This is a genomic window from Micromonospora sp. KLBMP9576 (assembly GCF_050941805.1).
Taxonomy (GTDB): domain Bacteria; phylum Actinomycetota; class Actinomycetes; order Mycobacteriales; family Micromonosporaceae; genus Micromonospora.
The window spans coordinates 2,090,787-2,108,328 of the sequence record NZ_CP194567.1; the positions used below are offsets into that span (position 1 = coordinate 2,090,787).

Sequence of the window (17,542 nt, forward strand, 5' to 3'; positions counted from 1 at the left end):
GCGCGGCCCCTGACCGGCAGGGTCCTCCGCGCGCGCCGCCGGCCAGCCCCGTGAAATTTCGACATATTGAAATTCCCGTCTGCGGAATGACATGATCGGCGCTCCAACGCGTGATCATGACCGGGGCGGGTCTCGACAGGTGCCAGCGACGGGTGTTCCTTCGGCACGTCGGCTTCGGCTCGTCGTCGCCGCGCACGCCGTGTCCACGTACGGCAGCTTCCTGAACCTGGTGGCGCTGGGGCTGTTCACGCTGGAGATCACGGGCTCCGCCGCGTACACCGGGATCTTCATGGCGGTCCGCCTGTGCGCCGGCTTCGTGATGGGACCGGTCGCCGGGGTGCTGGTCGGCCGCCACCCACGGGCCAGGCTCATGGTCGGCGGCGACCTGCTGGCGGCCGGCGCGCTGGTGCTGCTGGTCGCGACGCCCTCCGCCGCGCAGCCGACGGTGCTCCACGCGCTGGCCGTGGTCCTCGGCGGGAGCCAGACCCTGTGGGCGGTCGCGCTGCGCAGCGGGTTGCCCGAGCTGGTCGGCCCGGAGAACCTGGCCCGGGCCAACGCGCACCTGGTGTCGGCCCGCTCGGTGGCCATGCTGCTGGGCTTCGCCAGCGCGGGCATCCTCGTGACCCTGCTCGGCTACCAGGCCGTGTTCCTGCTCGACGCGACCTCGTACGTCCTGTCCGCACTGCTGCTCCGCGCGGCGGGCGCCTGGCGGGTGGCGACCCGCCCCGCCGGCCCGCCCGCCGCCGGCGCCCCCCGCCCCGGCGGGATCCGTCGCCTCCTGCCCGCGGTCGCCCCGGTGGTCCTGGCCATGATCGCGGTGCGGTCCGTCGACGCCTTCGGGTCCGCGTCGCACAACGTGGGGCTCCCGGTGTACGCGAACCTGGCCTGGCCCGACGCCCCCGCCGCGTACGCCGCCCTGTTCACCACGCCCTGGGCGCTCGGCAGTCTCGCCGCCGGTAGGTGGTGTGCCCGGCGGGCCGCCGGGGGCGCCCGCCCGGGCTCGCCGCCGGCCTTCGGCCTCGCCACCTGCGCGATGTCGCTGCTGTTCGTGCTCGCCTTCACGGGGCCCCCGATCTGGCTGATGGTCGCCCTGGCGCTGGCGGCCGGCATGGCGGACGGCTACGCCGAGATCAGCTACACCACCCGGTTGCAGAGCGTCGAGTCGTCCCGGCTGCCGCAACTCGTCGGCCTGGCCAGCGCGGCGCAGAGCGCCGGCTTCGGCATCGGCATGATCGTGAGCGCCTTCGCGCTCGAACGCCTGGCGCCCCTCGTGGTGGTCGCCCTGGCGCACGGTCTGGCGCTCGCCGCCGCCGTCGTCTTCCTCATCGCCCGTGCCGGTTCGTCGGCCCACCCACCGCACCGTCAGTCCGCGCGCCCAACCGAGGTGACACCGTGACGTCCGCACCGTTCGCCGAACGCCCCGACGCCGTCAGCTACGGCGGAGACCTGCCCGACGCCGCCGACCACCCCCGCACCCTGGACGAGGCACTGCTGCGGGCGGCCCGGACCTTCCCGCGCGAGGGCGTCCGCACCGTGGGCCCCGACGGGCGTGAGGAGTTCGTCGACCACGTGGAACTGCTCGCCCGGGCGCGCGCGGTGCTGCCCGGTCTGCGGGCGTGCGGCCTGCGGCGGGGCTCGCACGTCATCCTGCGGATCACCTCGGGTGAGCAGTACTGGCCGACGTTCTGGGGCTGCGTGCTCGGTGGCGTCGTGCCGCTCACCGTCGGCGCGCCGACCGGATACGACGCGGACAACCCGAGCGCCACCGCCCTCGTGCACGCCTGGCGGGTGCTGGGCGAACCCGTGGTCCTGGCCGGGCCGCAGGACCTCGACGCGCTGGCCCGGCTGGAGCTGCGCGACCATGTGGTCGCGGTGCCGGAGCTGACGTCGACGCACGGCACCGACCCGGGCCCGGCGGATGTTCCGGCGGCGGCGGCGCGGGGGCCGGCGACCACCAGCCCGGAGTCGGTGGCGCTGCTGCAGCTCTCCTCGGGCACCACCGGGCGACCAAAGGTCATCCCGTTGACGCACCGGGGGCTCTCGGAGTACGCCGTGGGCGCCCGGACGATGCTCGACGTCGGCCCGCAGGACGTCCTGCTCAACTGGCTGCCGCTGGACCACTCCGCCAGCCTGCTCCTCTACCACCTCGGCGGCGTCTTCCTCGGCGCCACGTCCGTCCACGTCGCCACCGAGCGGGTGCTCGAGGACCCGCTGCGGTGGCTGGAACTGATGCGGCGGCACCGGGTCACGCACAGTTGGGCGCCGAACTTCGGCCTGCGGCTGGTGGCCGACGCGGTCGCCCGCACCCCCGGCCCGCCGTGGGACCTGCGCGGGGTGCGTCGGGTCCTCACCGGCGGAGAGCAGTGCCGGGCGGAGACCATCGAGGCGTTCGTCGCCGCCACCGGGGTGCCGGCGTCGGCGATGACACCGGCCTGGGGCATGTCGGAGACCTGCACCGCGATCACCTTCACCTCCTTCACGGCGCCCGGCGCCCGGCTGCGGATCCGCACGGCGAGCCTCGGTGGCGACCTGGCGTACGCAGCGGACGGCGACCTCGACGACACCACCGAGTTCGTCTCCGTCGGGCTGCCCGCGCCCGGCGCCACCCTGCGGATCCTGGACCCCGCCGGCGCGGTGCTCCCCGAGGGCCGCGTCGGCCGGCTCCAGGTCTCGTCGGCCCGGGTCACGCCCGGCTACCTGGCCGACCCGGAGGCGACCCGGCTGGCCTTCCCCGACGGCGACGGCTGGCTGGAGACCGGCGACCTGGCCTTCATGCACGGCGGCCGGATCACCATCACCGGCCGGGCGAAGGACCTGATCATCCTCAACGGGAACAACCTGCCCTGCCACGAGGTCGAGCAGGTGGCGGGGGAGGTCGACGGGGTACGGCACGGCCTGGTGGCCGCCGTGGGCGTACCGGACCCGCGCACCGGCACCGAGTCGCTGGCGATCTTCTACGTGCCCGACGACACCGCCGACATGCCCCCGGCGGGGGTGGCCGGGGCGGTCAGCGCGGCGGTGGCCCGCCGCTGGCAGGTCGCGCCCGCGCGAGTGCTGCCGGTGGCCGAGGCGCAGTTCCCGCGTACCTCCGGTGGGAAGATCCGGCGCGCGGAACTGGCCCGGCGGCTCCTGGCCGACGAGCCGCCCGCGCGCCCGCGCGACGAGCCGCCGGCGGCCGGCGGGCCGGTGGGGCCGGGCCGCGCGCAGGTGCGGGCGGTCCTGACCGGCATCCTCAGCGACCTGGTCGGCGGCCCGGTCGACCCGGCGCGGCCCTTCTACGAACTCGGCGTCGGCTCGGTCGAGATCGTCCGCCTCCGGGTCGGCCTGGAGCGGGCCCTGGGCCGCGGGGTCCCGCAACCGGTGCTCTTCGCCCACCCGACGATCGACGCGCTCAGCGCACACCTCGCCGCCCCGGCGGCCACGCCGACGGCGGAACCCACAGCCGGGCCGGCACGGGACCGGCGGATCGCCGTCATCGGCATGGCGGTCCGGTTCCCCGGGGCCGGCACCGTCGAGGAGTACTGGGCGAACCTGACCGCCGGCGTCGAGAGCGTGCGCACCTTCACCCCCGACGAACTCGTCGCCGCGGGAACCCCACGGGACACCGTCGACGAGCCCGGCTTCGTGGCGGCCGGCGGGATTCTCGACGGCGACGTCGCCGCCTTCGACGCGGGCTTCTTCTCGATCAGCCCCCGGGAGGCGGAACTGCTCGACCCGCAGCACCGGCTGTTCCTGGAGACCTGCCACCACGCGCTGGAGGACGCCGGACATCCGGGCGACGAGCAGGGCGTGCGGACCGCTCTCTACGCGGGCAGCGGAATGAACCTCCACCCGCAGCACACCTACCGTCGCCGGCTCGACCACCGGGCCGGATCCACCGATCCGGCCGACTCCATCGGTGTCACGCTCGGCAACCAGCCGGACTTCCTGGCCACCCGGGTGGCGTACCGGCTGGGGCTGACGGGGCCGGCGATCAACGTGCAGAACGCCTGCTCGACCTCGCTCGTGGCGGTGCACCTGGCCGTTCGGGCGCTGCTCGACGGCGAGGCCGACCAGGCCGTGGCGGGCGCCGTCGCCGTCGCCGTGCCGCAGGTGACGGGCTACCGGCACACGCCGGGAGCGATCCTGTCGGCGAACGGTCGCTGCCGCCCCTTCGACGCCGACGCCGACGGAACCGTTGGCGGCAACGGGGTCGCCGCCGTGGTGCTGAAGCCGCTCGGGCGTGCCCTCGCCGACGGCGACCGCGTGCACGCGGTGATCATCGGCTCGGCCCTCAACAACGACGGCGCCGACAAGGTGGGCTTCACCGCACCCGGGGTGGCCGGTCAGGTCGACGTCGCCCGGCGGGCACTGGCCGCCGCGGGGATCACGGCGGGCTCGGTCGGTTACGTCGAGGCGCACGGCACGGGCACCGCCCTGGGCGACCCGGTGGAGCACCACGCCCTCGCGCAGGTGTACGCCGGCGGCCGGGCGTTCCTCGGTTCGGTGAAGGCGAACATCGGTCACCTGGACAGCTGCGCGGGCATGGCCGGTCTGGTCAAGGCGATCCTGACCGTGCGGTCCGGCCGGATCGCCCCACAGATCAACTTCCGCCGCCCGCATCCGGCGATCGACCTCGCCGCCGGTCCCTTCACGGTGACCACCCGTGGCACCGACTGGCCGGCGGAGCTGCGACCGCGCCGCGCGGCGGTCAGCGCCCTGGGGGTGGGCGGCACGAACGCGCACGTCATCGTCGAGGAACCGCCCCCGGTGGCCCGACGTCGACCGGACCAGCCCCCGGCCCACCCCGCGCCGGGACTGCTGCCGCTGTCGGCGGCCGACCCGGCGGCGCTTGTGGAGCTGGCCGCCCGCCAACGCGACCTGCTCCGCGCGGATCCCGGGCTGTCGCTGGCCGACCTGGTCACGAGCGCGGGGCGGCGCAGACGCCACCGCCCGCACCGCCTGGTCGCTCTCGGCGCCTCCACCGCCGCACTGGCCGACGCCCTCGACCGGTACGTCGGGACGGGCACGACGCCCGACGTGCTGTCCGGCCGGGCGGAACCGGCGGGCGCCGGCCCGGTCGCGTTCGCCTTCCCCGGGCAGGGTGACCGTCGCGACGCCGTCCTCGCTCTCGCCGCGCGGTTCCCGCTCGTGCGCGACGTGCTGGCGGAGGGGGCCGACGCGTACCACCGGGAGACCGGTGGCGACCTCGTCGCCCGGCTGCGGGAACATCCCGACGGCACGGGACTCCCGACCGACGTGGCGCAGCCGGCGCTGGTGCTCACCGCGGTGGCGATCGCCGAGCTGTGGCGCTCGTGGGGGATCGCCCCGGACGTCGTCGTCGGGCACAGCGTCGGGGAGTACGCCGCCCTCGTCGTGGCCGGCGCGCTGTCCCTGACCGACGCGGTCGGGCTCACCGCCCGCCGGGGCGTGCTCATGCGCGACGCCCTGCCACCGGGCGCGATGCTCGCGGTGCTGGCCGACGCGGGAACTGTCGACGACCTGCTGCGCGGCTCGGCGGTGCAGGTCGCCGCCCGCAACGGTGCCGAGAACCACGTGCTCGCCGGCGCTCCCGACGCCGTGGCCGCGCTCGCCCGGGCGGCGCACGGGCGCGGCGTGGCGACCCGCCTGCTCCCGGTCGACCGGGCGTTCCACTCGACGGGTCTGGACGCGATCCTCGACCGGCTCGGCCAGGCGATCGGGGCGGTGGAGTTCGCGCCCCTGCGGCTGCCCCTGATCAGCACCCTCGACGGCCGGGTACGCCCGCCCGGCTGGCTGCCGGACGCCGGTCACCTGTGCAGGCAGGCACGCGAGCCGGTCGCCTGGGCCGCGGCCCAGACGACCCTCGCCGGGTGGGGCGTCAGGTCGGTCGTCGAGGCGGGCGCGGACGGAACGCTTACCGGCATCGCCCAGGCCACCGGATCCGACCTGCGGTGGGTGTCGTCCCAGGGTCGCGACCGCCCGCCCGTCGACGGGCTGTGGCGGGCCGTCGCCGAGCTGCACGTGGCCGGGTTCCCGGTCGACTGGGCCGCGCTCACCGCCGGCCACGGTGCGCGCTCGGTGCCGCTGCCGGCGTATCCGTTCCAGCGCCGCCGATTCTGGGCCTCCCCACCCGCCACCGGTGCCGCGTCCGCGTCCGTCGCGCCCGTCCCGGCCGGGGTGGTCGGGTTGTCGGGGGCCGCCGTGCCGGAGCCGGCGCGGTCGCCGGCCGGAACCGGCACCGGGGCCGATCCCGTGCTGGCGCGCGTCCGGGCCCGCACCGCCGAGCGGCTCGGACTGGACGTGGCCGACGTCGAGCCGGACCAGAGCTTCCTCGCCCTCGGCGCAGACTCGCTGCTCCTGATCGGGCTGTCCCGGGAGATCGGCCAGGCGTTCGGGGTGCGGGTGCCGGTCCGGGACCTGTTCGCCACCCTCGACACCCCCCGCCGGCTCGCCGAGGCCGTGACCCGCGCCGCCCCGGCCGCCACGGTCCCGCCGGTCGCCCCGCCGGTCGCCCCGCCGGCCGGGCCGGTGCCGAAGGCTGCCCCGCCGGTTGAGGGGACGGCCCCGCCACTCGAGGGGACGGCCCCGCCGGTCGCCGCCACCCGGGGCGTGCCGGCCGACCTCGTCGCGATCATGCACCGCCAGCTCGATCTGATGGGTGAACAGCTCGCCCTGCTCCGCGCCTACGGCACCGGTGGCGGGACCGAGCCCGGCAGCGGTGGTGGCGGCGAGGAGCCGGCCGCCGCCGATCGGCCGGTGCCGCCGGCGGCGGTCGCCGGCACGCCGGACGCCGACGACCCGGGCCCACCCGCCGTCGGCGAGCGCCCCGACCAGGGCGGCGACGACGGCCGCGTGAGCAGCGCCGAGGCCGTCGAGACCGCGCCGTTGACACCCGGCCAGCGGCGGCTGTGGTTGATCGAGCAGGCATACCCGGGCACCCCCGCCTACACGGACGGGGTGGCCGTGCGGCTGCGCGGCGCGCTCGACCCGACGGCCCTGCGCCTGGCGTTGCAGGACGTCGTCGACCGGCACGCGCCGCTGCGGACGACCTACCGCGAGGTCGACGGGGAACCGCAACAGATCGTCCGGCCGACGACCACCGTGGAGCTTCCGGTGCGGGAGCACCGCGGCGCCGACGAGGACGCCGTGGTGCGGGCGGCGATCGCCCGCGAGAGCGCGCGGGTGTTCGACCTCGTCGACGGGCCGGTCTTCGCCTTCGAGTTGCTGCGCTTCTCCCCGGCGCACCACGTGCTGGTGATGTCGTTTCACCACCTCGCCACCGACGGCCGCTCGTACGCCGTGCTGACCCGCGAGGTCGGGCTGTGCTACCGGGCCCGGTCGACGGGTGCGGGGGCCGCCCTGCCCCCACTGCCGGTCACCTACCCGGAGCTGGCCCGCTCCCGCGCCCGCTCGGACCGGGCCGGCGCGGACGCGGACCTGGCCTACTGGCTCGACCTGCTCGACCCGCTGCCGCCGACCCTCGTGCTGCCCTCGGACCTGCCCCGGCCGGCAGACGTCTCGGCAGCCGGCGAAAGCCTTGTCGTGCAGTTCCCGGCGGAGCTGGCCGGACGGGTCCGCCAGCTGGGTCGCGCCGCGCGGGTCACCCCGTTCACCATCCTGCTCAGCGCGATCGGGGTGGCGTTGTTCCGGCTCAGCGGCCAACCGGACCTGGTGGTCGGCACCGGCATGAACGGGCGCGACGAGGATTGCGGGGACCTGATCGGGTTCTTCGTCGACACCGTGCCGCTGCGGCTGGACCTCACCGGTGATCCGACCTTCCGGGAACTGCTCGCCCGCGTCCAGCTCCGCACGGCGGACGCGTACGGTCACGCGGGGGTGCCCTTCGACGACCTCGTCCGCGCGCTCGCCCCCGACCGGGCGGCCGGCCGCCACCCGCTCTTCGACGTGGTCGTGGAGTACGAGGCCGGCGACCCGGCGTTCCGGTTCGACCTGCCGGGTATCACCGCCGAGCTGATCCCGGTGGGCCTGGACAAGGCGCCCGTCGACCTGGTCGTGCACCTGACGCACCTCGACACGGTGCGCTGCCACGTCGAATACCGGACCGACGTGTTCGACCGGGTGACGGTGCGCCGGTTCCTGGACCACGTCGAGCGGCTGCTCGACCGGGCGACCCGGGAGCCCGACGAGGCGTTGTCCGTCCTGGCGGCGCACCTGGAGGACCCCGCCGGCCGCCTGCGCGGGCCGCGTACGCCGCACGGCGACGACCGGCTGCACGAGCTGTTCCTGCGGCAGGCGGAGCGCACCCCGGACGCCGTCGCGGTGGTGTGCGGGACGACCCGGTGGACGTACCGGCAGTTGCGCGAGCGGGCGGACCTGCTGGCCCGTCGGATCGCCGCGGCGGGCGTCGGGCCCGACGACCTCGTGGCGGTGCTCCTGCCGCGCCGCCCGGAGCTGATCGCCGCCCAGCTCGCCGTGTTGATCGCCGGTGCGGGCTTCCTCCCCCTCGATCCGGGGCTGCCCGCCGCCCGGGTCGCCGCCCTGTACGCCGACAGCGGCGCCCGGTTGCTGGTCACCACGGCCGACGTCGAACCGCCGATCGACGCGGTCCGCCTGCGCGTCGAGGATTCCGGTGACCCGGACCTGCCGGCGCCGAGCCGGGTCCCGGCGGCGGAGCAGCTCGCCTGGTGCGTGTACACGTCCGGTTCGACCGGCGGGCCGAAGGGCGTCCTGGTGCCGCACCGGGCGGCCGTGGACGCCGTCAACTGGCACGTGCGGGCCCTCGCCCTGACCGGGGCCGACACCGTCGGCCACGCGCTCGGGCTCGGCTTCGACGCGAACCTCGCCGAGATCCACCCGGCGCTCGCGGCCGGCGCCACCGTCCACCTCGTACCGGAGCAGGTGCGGAGCGACCCGGCGGCCCTCGTCGCGCAGTGGGCGCACGGTGGCGTCACGGTGGCCTTCCTGCCGGCGCCGCTCGCCGAACTCGTCTTCGCGCTGCCGATGCCCGCCCGCGCCCCACGTACCCTCGTCGTGGGCGGCAGCCAGCTACGGCGTCGACCGCCCGTCGGGTTCCCGGCCGAGGTGATCAACGCCTACGGGCCGACCGAGGGCAGCATCGTCACCACGGCGGGCCCCGTGCGGGCGGCCGGCGCGGGCCCGGTCGACATCGGCGCCCCGGTCGACAACCGTCGGCTCCACCTGCTCGACGCCGCCGGCGTGCCGGTGCCCCGGGGCGCGGTCGGGGAGCTGCACATCGGTGGGGCCGGCGTGGCCCGGGGCTACCACGGCCGGCCGGGGGCGACCGCCGCCGCCTTCCTGCCCGACCCGGCGCTGCCCGGGGCCCGGGTCTACCGCACCGGAGACCTGGTCCGGGAACGGAACGACGGGACCCTCGAGTTCGTCGGTCGGGTGGACGACCAGGTCAAGATCGCCGGACAGCGCACGGAGCCCGGCGAGGCGGCCGACGCACTGACCCTGCTGCCCGGGGTGCGCCAGGGCACCGTCGTCGCCCGGCACGACCGGGGCCACGAGCCGTACCTCGTCGCGTACGCGGTGGTGGACGACCACGGCGACGAACCGGTGGCGTCCCGCACCGAGCGGCTGGCCGCCGCGCTTGCCGAACGCCTTCCGGCGCACCTCGTGCCCCGGGCCTGGGTGCTGCTGGACGCCCTGCCCACCACGGACAACGGCAAGGTGGACCGGTCCCGGCTGCCGGCGCCCGAGGCGACCGGCGCCGACGAACGGCCGGGCACCGCGCTGGAGCAGCTCGTCCACGACGCCTGGTGCGCCGAGATCGGGGTCGACCGGTTGCCCGTCGACGTGCCCTTCTTCGCCGCGGGCGGTCACTCCCTGGCGGCCGTACGGCTCGCCAACCGCCTGGCGGGCCTGCTCGACGCGCAGGTCGGCGCGCACCGGGTGCTGCGCAGCACCGGCATCCGGGCGATGGCCCGGGACCTGGCGGTGGAAGGCGGGGCCGAGGTCGTGGACCGGGCGCCGGCGACCCACCAGCAGGAGCTGATGTGGCGCCGGCAGCGCCAGGCCCCCGACCCGCCGTCCGTGCACATGGCGGTACGGGTGGACCTCACGGGTCCACTCGACGTGCCGGCCCTTCGCCGGGCGGTCGACGGGCTGGTCGGGCGGCACGAGTCGTTGCGTACCCGGCTGGTGGAACGCGACGGCGAGCTGCATCAGGAGGTGCTCGCGGCCCGGCCGGGCACGCTGCCGGTGCGCGACCTTCGGGCCGACGAGGTCGGGCGGTGGTGCGTGCGGACCGGCCGCGAGCCCTTCCCGGAGGACCTCGGTCCATGGGTACGGGCCCGGCTGGCGCGCCTCGGCGACGACTCGTGGGTGCTGATGCTCGTCGTGCACCACCTGTGCGGTGACGGCTGGTCGATGCTCCAGTTGCTCGACGAGTTGGGGCGGGGCTACGCCGCCGAGACCGGCGTCGGCACGGCCCCCGCCGCGCCCACGGCCCGCTACGTCGAGCATGCCCGCCGGCAGCGGGCGGCCGTCGTCGCGCCGGCTGTCCTGCGGTACTGGTGCGACCACCTCGCCGAGGCGCCCCGCACGGTGTCGCTACCGACGGACCGCCCCCGGCCGGCGCGGCTGTCCGGTCGGGGCAGCGAGTACGTCTTCGACGTCCCCGCTGAGCTGACCGAACGCCTGGCCGGCCTGGCCGAGCGCTGCGACACGAGCATGTTCCCGGTCCTGGCCAGCGGGTACGCGCTGCTCGTGCGAGAACTCACCGGCCTTGACGACGTCGTGCTCGCCTGCCCGTACGCCCACCGCGACAACCGCGAGGTCGAGTCGGTCGTGGGCCTGTTCACCAGCCCGTTGCCGCTGCGGGTCCCGCTGGACCGGGCGGGGTCCTTCCCGGAGCTGGTGGCCGGCCTGGACCGGGTGTTCCTCGACGCGATCCGGCACCAGCCGGCACCCCTGGCCGAGGTGTACGCGGCCCTCGACCCGCACTGGCGGCCCGGTCTGCCGCCACCGGTGGCCACCACGCTGTTCGGCTGGAATCCCGAGACGCCGCAGGTGCGGTTGCCGGGGCTGGTGGCGCACACGACCGACCAGGGGCTCGACTGCGCGCGCCGCGACTACATCACTGTCGTCACCCCGCACGGGAGCGGCCTGCGGGGCGTCGTGGAATATTCCACGGACCTGTTCGACCGGGCGACGGTGGCGGCCCGGTGCGACCGCTTCGTCGCCATTCTCCGCGCGGCCGCCGACGAGCCGACCGGCCCGGCCCGGCACCGGTCGGCGTGAGCGGGCCACCGTCGGCGGGACGGGCCCCGGCCGCAACTATGGTCGGGTCATGACCTCGGAACCCGGCAACCGCGAGGACTGGACCACACCCGGCGCGTACGAGGTCGCACCCGGCGTGCACCGCGTGCCCCTGCCGCTGCCCGACGACGGCCTGCGCGCGGTGAACGTGTACGTCCTGCGCGACGACGACGGCCTCGTGCTCGTCGACTCCGGCTGGGCGGTCGCCGGGGCGAGGACCGCGCTCGAGGCGGCGCTCGACGAGCTGGACTGCTCGCTCGGGGACGTACGCCGCTTCCTCGTGACGCACGTCCACCGGGACCACTACACGCAGGCCGTGCACCTGCGCCGCGAGTACGGCATGCGGGTGAGCCTCGGCGCCGGCGAACGCGAGAGCCTGGCGGTGTCCATGGCGGAGCACCGGAATCCGCTCGTCGAGCAGCTCGACCGCCTGCGGCTGCTGGGCGCCGGTGAGCTGGCCGACACCCTGGCGGGGCTGACCCGCGTGCGGCGCGGCACCGGGGACTGGGAACCGCCGGACGACTGGTTCCACGACGGTCAGCGGATCAGGCACGGCGACCGTACCCTGCAGGTCGTCGAGACCCCCGGTCACACGCGCGGGCACGTCGTGTTCCACGACACCGGCTCGCGCCTGCTGTTCGCCGGCGACCACGTGCTGCCCACCATCACACCCTCGATCGGGTTCGAGGCCGCGCTCTCCGCGAACCCGCTCGGCGACTTCCTGGCCTCGCTCGCGCTGGTCCGGCAGCGACCGGACGCGCGGCTGCTCCCGGCGCACGGGGCGGTCACCCCGAGCGTGCACGCGCGGGTCGACGAACTCGTCGCGCACCACGGCGCGCGGCTCGACGAGACGCTGGCGGCCGTCGCCCGGGGGGCGGCATCGGCGTACGAGGCGGCCGGGCGGCTGCGGTGGACCAGGCGGGAACACCGGCTGGGCGATCTCGACGTGTTCAACGCGATGCTGGCCGTCACCGAGACGGCGGCGCACCTGGACCTGCTGGTGGCGCAGGGCCGCCTGAGCCGGGCCGACGTCGACGGGCTGCGCTGCTACGCCACCGTCTGAGCGTGGGTCGGTGGCCCCGCCGCCCTGCCGCCCGGGGCCAGCGCGGCGAGCACGGCGGCCGGGCCGGCTGGCCGCTGGTCGGGGCGGCGCGGGGCGCGGCGGTGCCCCTACGATGCGGCGTATGGCACTGATGCACTGGGCGACGATGAATCCCACGAAGGCGGCGCTGCTGATGGCGTGGCTGCCCGGCCGGCCATGGTTCCAGGGGACGGCGGGCGCCGACGTCGAGCGCGTGGCGGGCTACCGGTTCGACGACCCGGCCGGCGCGGTCGGCGTCGAGACGCTGCTCGTCAGGGCCGGCGACGGGCCGATCCACCAGGTCCCGCTGACCTACCGGGACGCACCCCTGGCCGGCGGCGACGACTGGCTCGTCGGCACCAGCGAGCACTCGGCGCTCGGCCGCCGCTGGGTGTACGACGCCTGCGCGGACCCCGTCTACGCCGCGACGCTGGCGGCGGCCGTGCTCGCCGACGCCGGCCAGGCGGAGGAGTTCTTCGAGGTCGACGGCCAGCGGGAGTACCGCGAGCTGACGATGAGCATCACCGGCAGCGGCACCCGGGGCGCCGACCTCCCGCCCGTCGACGCCGTGCGGCAGGTGGTGGAGGACGACCTCACCCTCGTCGTCACGGACTCCGTGGAACTGGCCGTCGTGCGCCGCCTCGACGGCGCCACCGCGGCGGAGGGGGCCGTGCTGACCGGCACGTGGCGCGGCCAGCCGAGCCCACTGCCGCTGGCGTACGCCCGCCGCCGCTGAGCGACGCCCGACGCCCTGGGGCGCGGCGACCCGTCCCAGGGCGCGGCCACGGCCGGCGTCGCCCACCGGATCAGCCCCAGATGGCGCCCGCCCACTCCGGGTGGTCGACGAACGGGTTGCGGTTGCCCTGCCAGCGTTCGTGGATGCGCTGGTTGCGGCGCTTCTCGAAGGCGTCCGGCGGGTCGACCTGGTGCCACTGCAGCAGCACCGACAGCTTGCCGTGATACGGCGCGGTGCCGTTGCTGACCGACTGGTTCAGCTCCAGGTTGGGCCAGCCGTCGGTGCCCTCGTACCGGATGGCCATATACATGATCATGCGCGCCACGTCGCCCTTGACCGCGTTGCGGGGCTCCCACGAGTCGGCGTCGGTGTAGCAGCCCGGGGCCTCCGCGACCGGGCTGCCCCCGTTGTCGAAGTCCTTGTTGCCGCGCGTCGAGTTGACCGAGACGTCCTCCGGCCGCAGGTGGTGCACGTCGGTGCCCGGCCCGGTCGCGGTGCCGAAGTCACCGTGCGACTTGGCCCAGACGTGCTCGCGGTTCCAGTCGTCGACGCCGCCGCCGTTGCCGGTCTTGCTCTGCGAGCGACCCGTGTTGAGCAGGATGACGTTGTTGCTGTTGGCCGGGTCCTGGTCGGTGTCGCGCAGCGCCTCCCACACCTGGTCGTAGGAGAGCTTCGTCTGCACCTTGATGATCGAGTGCAGCGAACTGCGCAGCGCCGCACCGGACTTGCCGATCGCGGTGGCGTAGTAGGTGGAGTCGTGGTCCCCGCCCGGCGCCGGGGTGCTCGGCGTCGGCGAGGGGCTCGGTGCGGGCGTGCCGCCGCCGAGGGTCATCGCCGTCGGGTTCTTCAGCCCGCCGTGGCTGAAGTAGGCGGTCAGGGTGCCGGTGGTGGTGATCCGCTGGCCCCGCAGGCCCGGGTTGGTGAGCAGCCCGAAGGTGCTCCGGTAGGCGGCGCTCACCTGGACGTAGAGCATCCGGGCCGGGCCGGTCTCGGCCGCCGTGTCGGCGATCGCGATCGCGGTGTCCGAGGTGAAGCCGGACCTGAGCACCGTGGTGGCGGCGGTCGGCTGGCCGATGACGTAGCCGGTCACGGTGGCGCCGCGACCGTCCTGGGTGGCGAGCGCCTGGGTGACGGTCAGGGCGGTGGCGGCCGATGCCGACGCCGTCACCGCCACGGACGCCACCAGTACGACGGCAAGCGCCAGCGCCGTCGCCAGCCGCCCGGGCCCCGAGCGGGTACTGCTCCTGGTATTCATGGACAGCGATGTTAGTGGACGTGATCACCGCTGCGGCGGATCGGCGCGCAGGTAGGTGAGGGCTGCCAGCACCCGGCGGTTGGTGTCGTCGCTGGGCAGCAGGCCGAGCTTGGCCAGGACGTTGCCGATGTGCTTGCCGACCGCCGCCTCGGTGACGTGCAACCTGGCGGCGATCGAGGCGTTCGAGCGGCCCTCGGCGAGCAACGTCAGCACCTCCCGCTCCCGGGCGGACAGGGCCGCGAGCGGATCGCGCGGACGGTGCAGCAGCCGCCGTACGACGTCGGGGTCGATGACCGTGCCGCCGGCGGCCACGGTGCGCAGGTGCCCGGCGAACTCGGCGACCTCGGCCACGCGGTCCTTGAGCAGGTAGCCGACGCCCCGGCCGTCGCCGCTGTCGAGCAGGGCGGCGGCGTACTCGGCCTGCACGTGCTGGCTCAGCACCATCACCGCGAGCCCGGGGCGCTCGGCGCGCAGGGCGACGGCGGCGCGCAGGCCGTCGTCGTGCGGGCCGGGCGGCATCCGGATGTCGGTCACCACCAGGTCGGGCTCGTGTGCCCGGGCCGCCTCGCGCAGCGCCACAGCCGAGCCGACGGCGGCGACCACCTCGAAACCGAAGCGGGCCAGCAGGCCGGCGAGGCCCTCGCGCAGGAGGACCTCGTCCTCGGCGAGCACGACCCGCGTCACCGCTGGCACGGCAGTTCCACGCGGACGAGGGTGGGGCCGCCGGGCGGGCTGGCGAGCAGCAGCCGCCCGCCGGTCGCGGCGACCCGGTCGGCGAGGCCGGTCAGGCCGGTGCCCCGCGCCGGGTCCGCGCCGCCGTGGCCGTCGTCGCGGACCTCCACCACGAGTTCGTCGTCGGTGTGGGCGAGCCGGACCTCGGCCCGGCTCGCCCCGGAGTGCCGCAGCACGTTGCCCAGCGACTCGGACACCACGAAGTAGGCGGTGCTCTCGACGACCTCGGGCAGCGGGTGCCCGAGGTCGGCGTGGACGGTGACCGGGACCGTCGCCTCGCCCGCCAGCTCACGTACCGCCCCGGCCAGGCCCAGGTCGACGAGGCTCTGCGGGCGGATGCCCTGCACGATCTGCCGGAGCAGGCCCATCAGGCCCTTGGCCTGCTCGTGCGCGACGGCGAGCGGCCCGGCGGCGGGGGAGTCCGCCGGCACGTCCAGCCTGGCCAGGCCCAACTGGAGGGTGAGGCTGGTCAGCCGGGGCTGCGCGCCGTCGTGCATGTCGCGTTCGATGCGGCGTCGTTCGGCCTCGTACGCGTCGACCAGTCGGGCCCGGGAGCGGCTCACCTCGCGTAGTGCCGCCCTGTCGGCGGGCCAACCGAGCAGCCACCGCGCCACGGCGGCCTGGGCCGCGGCGAGCGCGCCGAGCCCGTACCAGAGCACCGGCACCAGCAGGATCCCGAGGACGGCGTACGGGATGGCCTCGCCGGGCGTGTCGATGACGGTCCGGACCACGATGACCTCGTCGGCGTCGCCGGCCAGCCAGGGGCTGGCCAGCAGCGTGAGGTCGAGCAGCACGAGGAGGGCGAACACGGCGTAGCCGAGCGGCACGACGCCGCCCAGCCAGAAGGCGTGGGCGACCTCCCGCCACGCGGCGGGGTCGGTGTAACGCTCGGCCAGGCCCCGCCACCGGTACGCGGGCAGCGGCCGCCCGTCCACCAGGCCGAGCCGCTGCCGCTCGACGACGGTTACCGCGACGCTCACGACGGGGGCGGCAGCCAGCACCGTCAGCGCGCCGACGGCCAGGAAGAGCACGAGGGGAAGCTCGACCGGTCGCCCCTGCCGTACGGCGTTGGCGGCCGCCAGCAGGGGCGCCCCGACGACGAGCAGCCCGACGGCGAGCACCCCGGCGACCGGGACGGTGGTGAGCAGGTAGGCCAGCGCGCGCCACGGCCACGGGGAGAGCAGGTAGCCCGGCCGGCGCAGCGCCTCGGCCAGGCACGGCGGACGCTCTGTCGTCATGCGTCTGACGCTAATCGGTTGGTGCCGCCCCGACCCAGCCGTGTGGACGTAGTTCCCGGGGTAGGGCCAGCACTACCCGGGGCAACCTGGCGGACGGCCGGCCGGGCGGCCCGGGGGCCACCGCGCCGGGCGGGCCCGGGCGGCCCGGCGCCTCGCCGGGGGTAGGCTGACCTGCGTGGATCACGAAGACCGCATCGCCCTGTTCCTCGACTACGAGAACCTCGCGCTGGGAGCACGCGACCACCTCGGTGGCGCGGCCTTCGACCTGCGTCCCATCGCCGACGCCCTCGCCGAGCGCGGCCGGGTGGTGGTGCGCCGGGCGTACGCGGACTGGTCGTACTTCGACGAGGATCGGCGGATGCTCACCCGCTCGCACGTCGAGCTGATCGAGATTCCCCAGCGGATGGGGGCCTCGCGCAAGAACGCCGCCGACATCAAGATGGCCGTCGACGCGGTCGAGTTGGCCTTCGAGCGGGGCTACATCTCGACGTTCGTGATCTGCACCGGCGACAGCGACTTCACCCCGCTTGTGCACAAGCTGCGCGAGCTGAACAAGCGCGTCATCGGCGTCGGCGTGGAGAAGTCGACCTCGGCGCTGCTGCCGCCCGCCTGCGACGAGTTCCTCTACTACGACCGGCTGGAGGGCGTCGACATCCCGCCGGCCCGGGCGCGCCGGGGTCGCCCGGCCCGGTTGCCCAGCCCGGAGGCGCCGCGCCTGGAGCAGGAACCCGAGCCGCAGCCGGCGACGGAGGAGGCCGCCCGGGACGTCGACACCCTCGCCGTTCTCGTGGCCCAGACCGTCGCCGGCCTCCAGGGCAGCTCCAGCGGCGAGGTGACCGCGTCGACGCTGAAGCGCACCCTGCTGCGCAAGGACCCCACGTTCAGCGAGTCCGACTACGGGTTCCGCACCTTCGGCGAGCTGCTGCGGCACCTCGCCCAGCACACCGTCGTCGAGTTGGCCGAGGGGCCCGCCAAGGGCGACCCCGAGGTCTCCCTGCCCGAGCACGGCGACCGTGAGGTCGCGTTCGCGCTGCTCGGCTCGGTGGTGGCGGACCTGGCGGGCGACGACGGGGCGGTGGCCCTCTCCGGCCTGAAGAACCAGCTACGCCGGGCGCGGCCCGACTTCAGCGAGAAGAAGCTGGGCTACCGCAGCTTCCTGCAGTTCTGCAAGGCGGCCGCCACCAGCGGCGTCGTCGACCTGAGCTGGAGCCCCGAGGCCGACGACTACCTGCTGACCCCGCAGGCCGCCTGAGCGCTGCCGGCCCGCGGCGTCCCCCGGGGCCGCGGCCGGCGAC

General features: G+C 75.6%; 8 protein-coding genes. 5 read left to right on the forward strand and 3 right to left on the reverse strand.

The annotated features are described in order from the left end of the window. Positions 1-199 precede the first annotated feature (199 nt). The 4 genes from ACQ452_RS09395 (at position 200) to ACQ452_RS09410 (ending at position 13,022) form a co-directional block, all read left to right on the forward strand. Positions 200-1,396 carry an MFS transporter gene (locus tag ACQ452_RS09395; RefSeq protein WP_433392306.1) on the forward strand — a complete coding sequence of 399 codons (1,197 nt, stop codon included), beginning with the start codon at positions 200-202 and terminating at the stop codon, positions 1,394-1,396. Next, on the forward strand, positions 1,393-11,187 hold the full coding sequence (locus tag ACQ452_RS09400) for an amino acid adenylation domain-containing protein (RefSeq protein WP_433392308.1): 9,795 nt from the start codon (positions 1,393-1,395) through the stop codon (positions 11,185-11,187). Before ACQ452_RS09395 ends, ACQ452_RS09400 begins: the two co-directional genes overlap by 4 nt. 49 nt (positions 11,188-11,236) lie before the next feature. After that, complete coding sequence (locus ACQ452_RS09405; protein ID WP_433392310.1) at positions 11,237-12,268, forward strand: MBL fold metallo-hydrolase; 1,032 nt, start codon at positions 11,237-11,239, stop codon at positions 12,266-12,268. A 121-nt stretch (positions 12,269-12,389) separates the two neighbouring features. Continuing rightward, positions 12,390-13,022, forward strand: a complete 633-nt coding sequence (locus ACQ452_RS09410; protein WP_433392312.1) for a CG0192-related protein — start codon at positions 12,390-12,392, stop codon at positions 13,020-13,022. A gap of 70 nt (positions 13,023-13,092) precedes the next feature. Here the strand turns inward: ACQ452_RS09410 and ACQ452_RS09415 are convergent, their stop codons facing one another. From ACQ452_RS09415 to ACQ452_RS09425, 3 genes are read right to left on the reverse strand one after another with little or no spacing between them, the layout of a single operon-like run. Next, on the reverse strand, positions 13,093-14,277 hold the full coding sequence (locus ACQ452_RS09415) for an endonuclease (protein WP_433392314.1): 1,185 nt from the start codon (positions 14,275-14,277) through the stop codon (positions 13,093-13,095). A 24-nt stretch (positions 14,278-14,301) separates the two neighbouring features. After that, entirely contained in the window at positions 14,302-14,970 is a 669-nt protein-coding gene (locus ACQ452_RS09420; RefSeq protein ID WP_433392316.1) for a response regulator, read from the reverse strand. Beyond that, positions 14,958-16,247: a sensor domain-containing protein gene (locus ACQ452_RS09425; RefSeq protein WP_433392318.1), complete on the reverse strand. Its 1,290-nt coding sequence runs from the start codon at positions 16,245-16,247 to the stop codon at positions 14,958-14,960. The genes ACQ452_RS09420 and ACQ452_RS09425 overlap by 13 nt, the downstream gene beginning before the upstream one ends. A 175-nt stretch (positions 16,248-16,422) precedes the next feature. On the opposite strand from ACQ452_RS09425, the gene ACQ452_RS09430 reads away from it, so the two are divergent. Continuing rightward, positions 16,423-17,499 carry an NYN domain-containing protein gene (locus ACQ452_RS09430; RefSeq protein WP_433392320.1) on the forward strand — a complete coding sequence of 359 codons (1,077 nt, stop codon included), beginning with the start codon at positions 16,423-16,425 and terminating at the stop codon, positions 17,497-17,499. The last annotated feature ends 43 nt before the right edge of the window (positions 17,500-17,542 follow it).

Bases quoted from the DNA above. Each gene is read 5' to 3' on its own strand.
- ACQ452_RS09410 (WP_433392312.1), top strand. From the start codon at position 12,390: ATGGCACTGATGCACTGGGCGACGATGAATCCCACGAAGGCGGCGCTG.
- ACQ452_RS09415 (WP_433392314.1), bottom strand. From the start codon at position 14,277: ATGAATACCAGGAGCAGTACCCGCTCGGGGCCCGGGCGGCTGGCGACG.
- ACQ452_RS09425 (WP_433392318.1), bottom strand. From the start codon at position 16,247: ATGACGACAGAGCGTCCGCCGTGCCTGGCCGAGGCGCTGCGCCGGCCG.
- ACQ452_RS09405 (WP_433392310.1), top strand. From the start codon at position 11,237: ATGACCTCGGAACCCGGCAACCGCGAGGACTGGACCACACCCGGCGCG.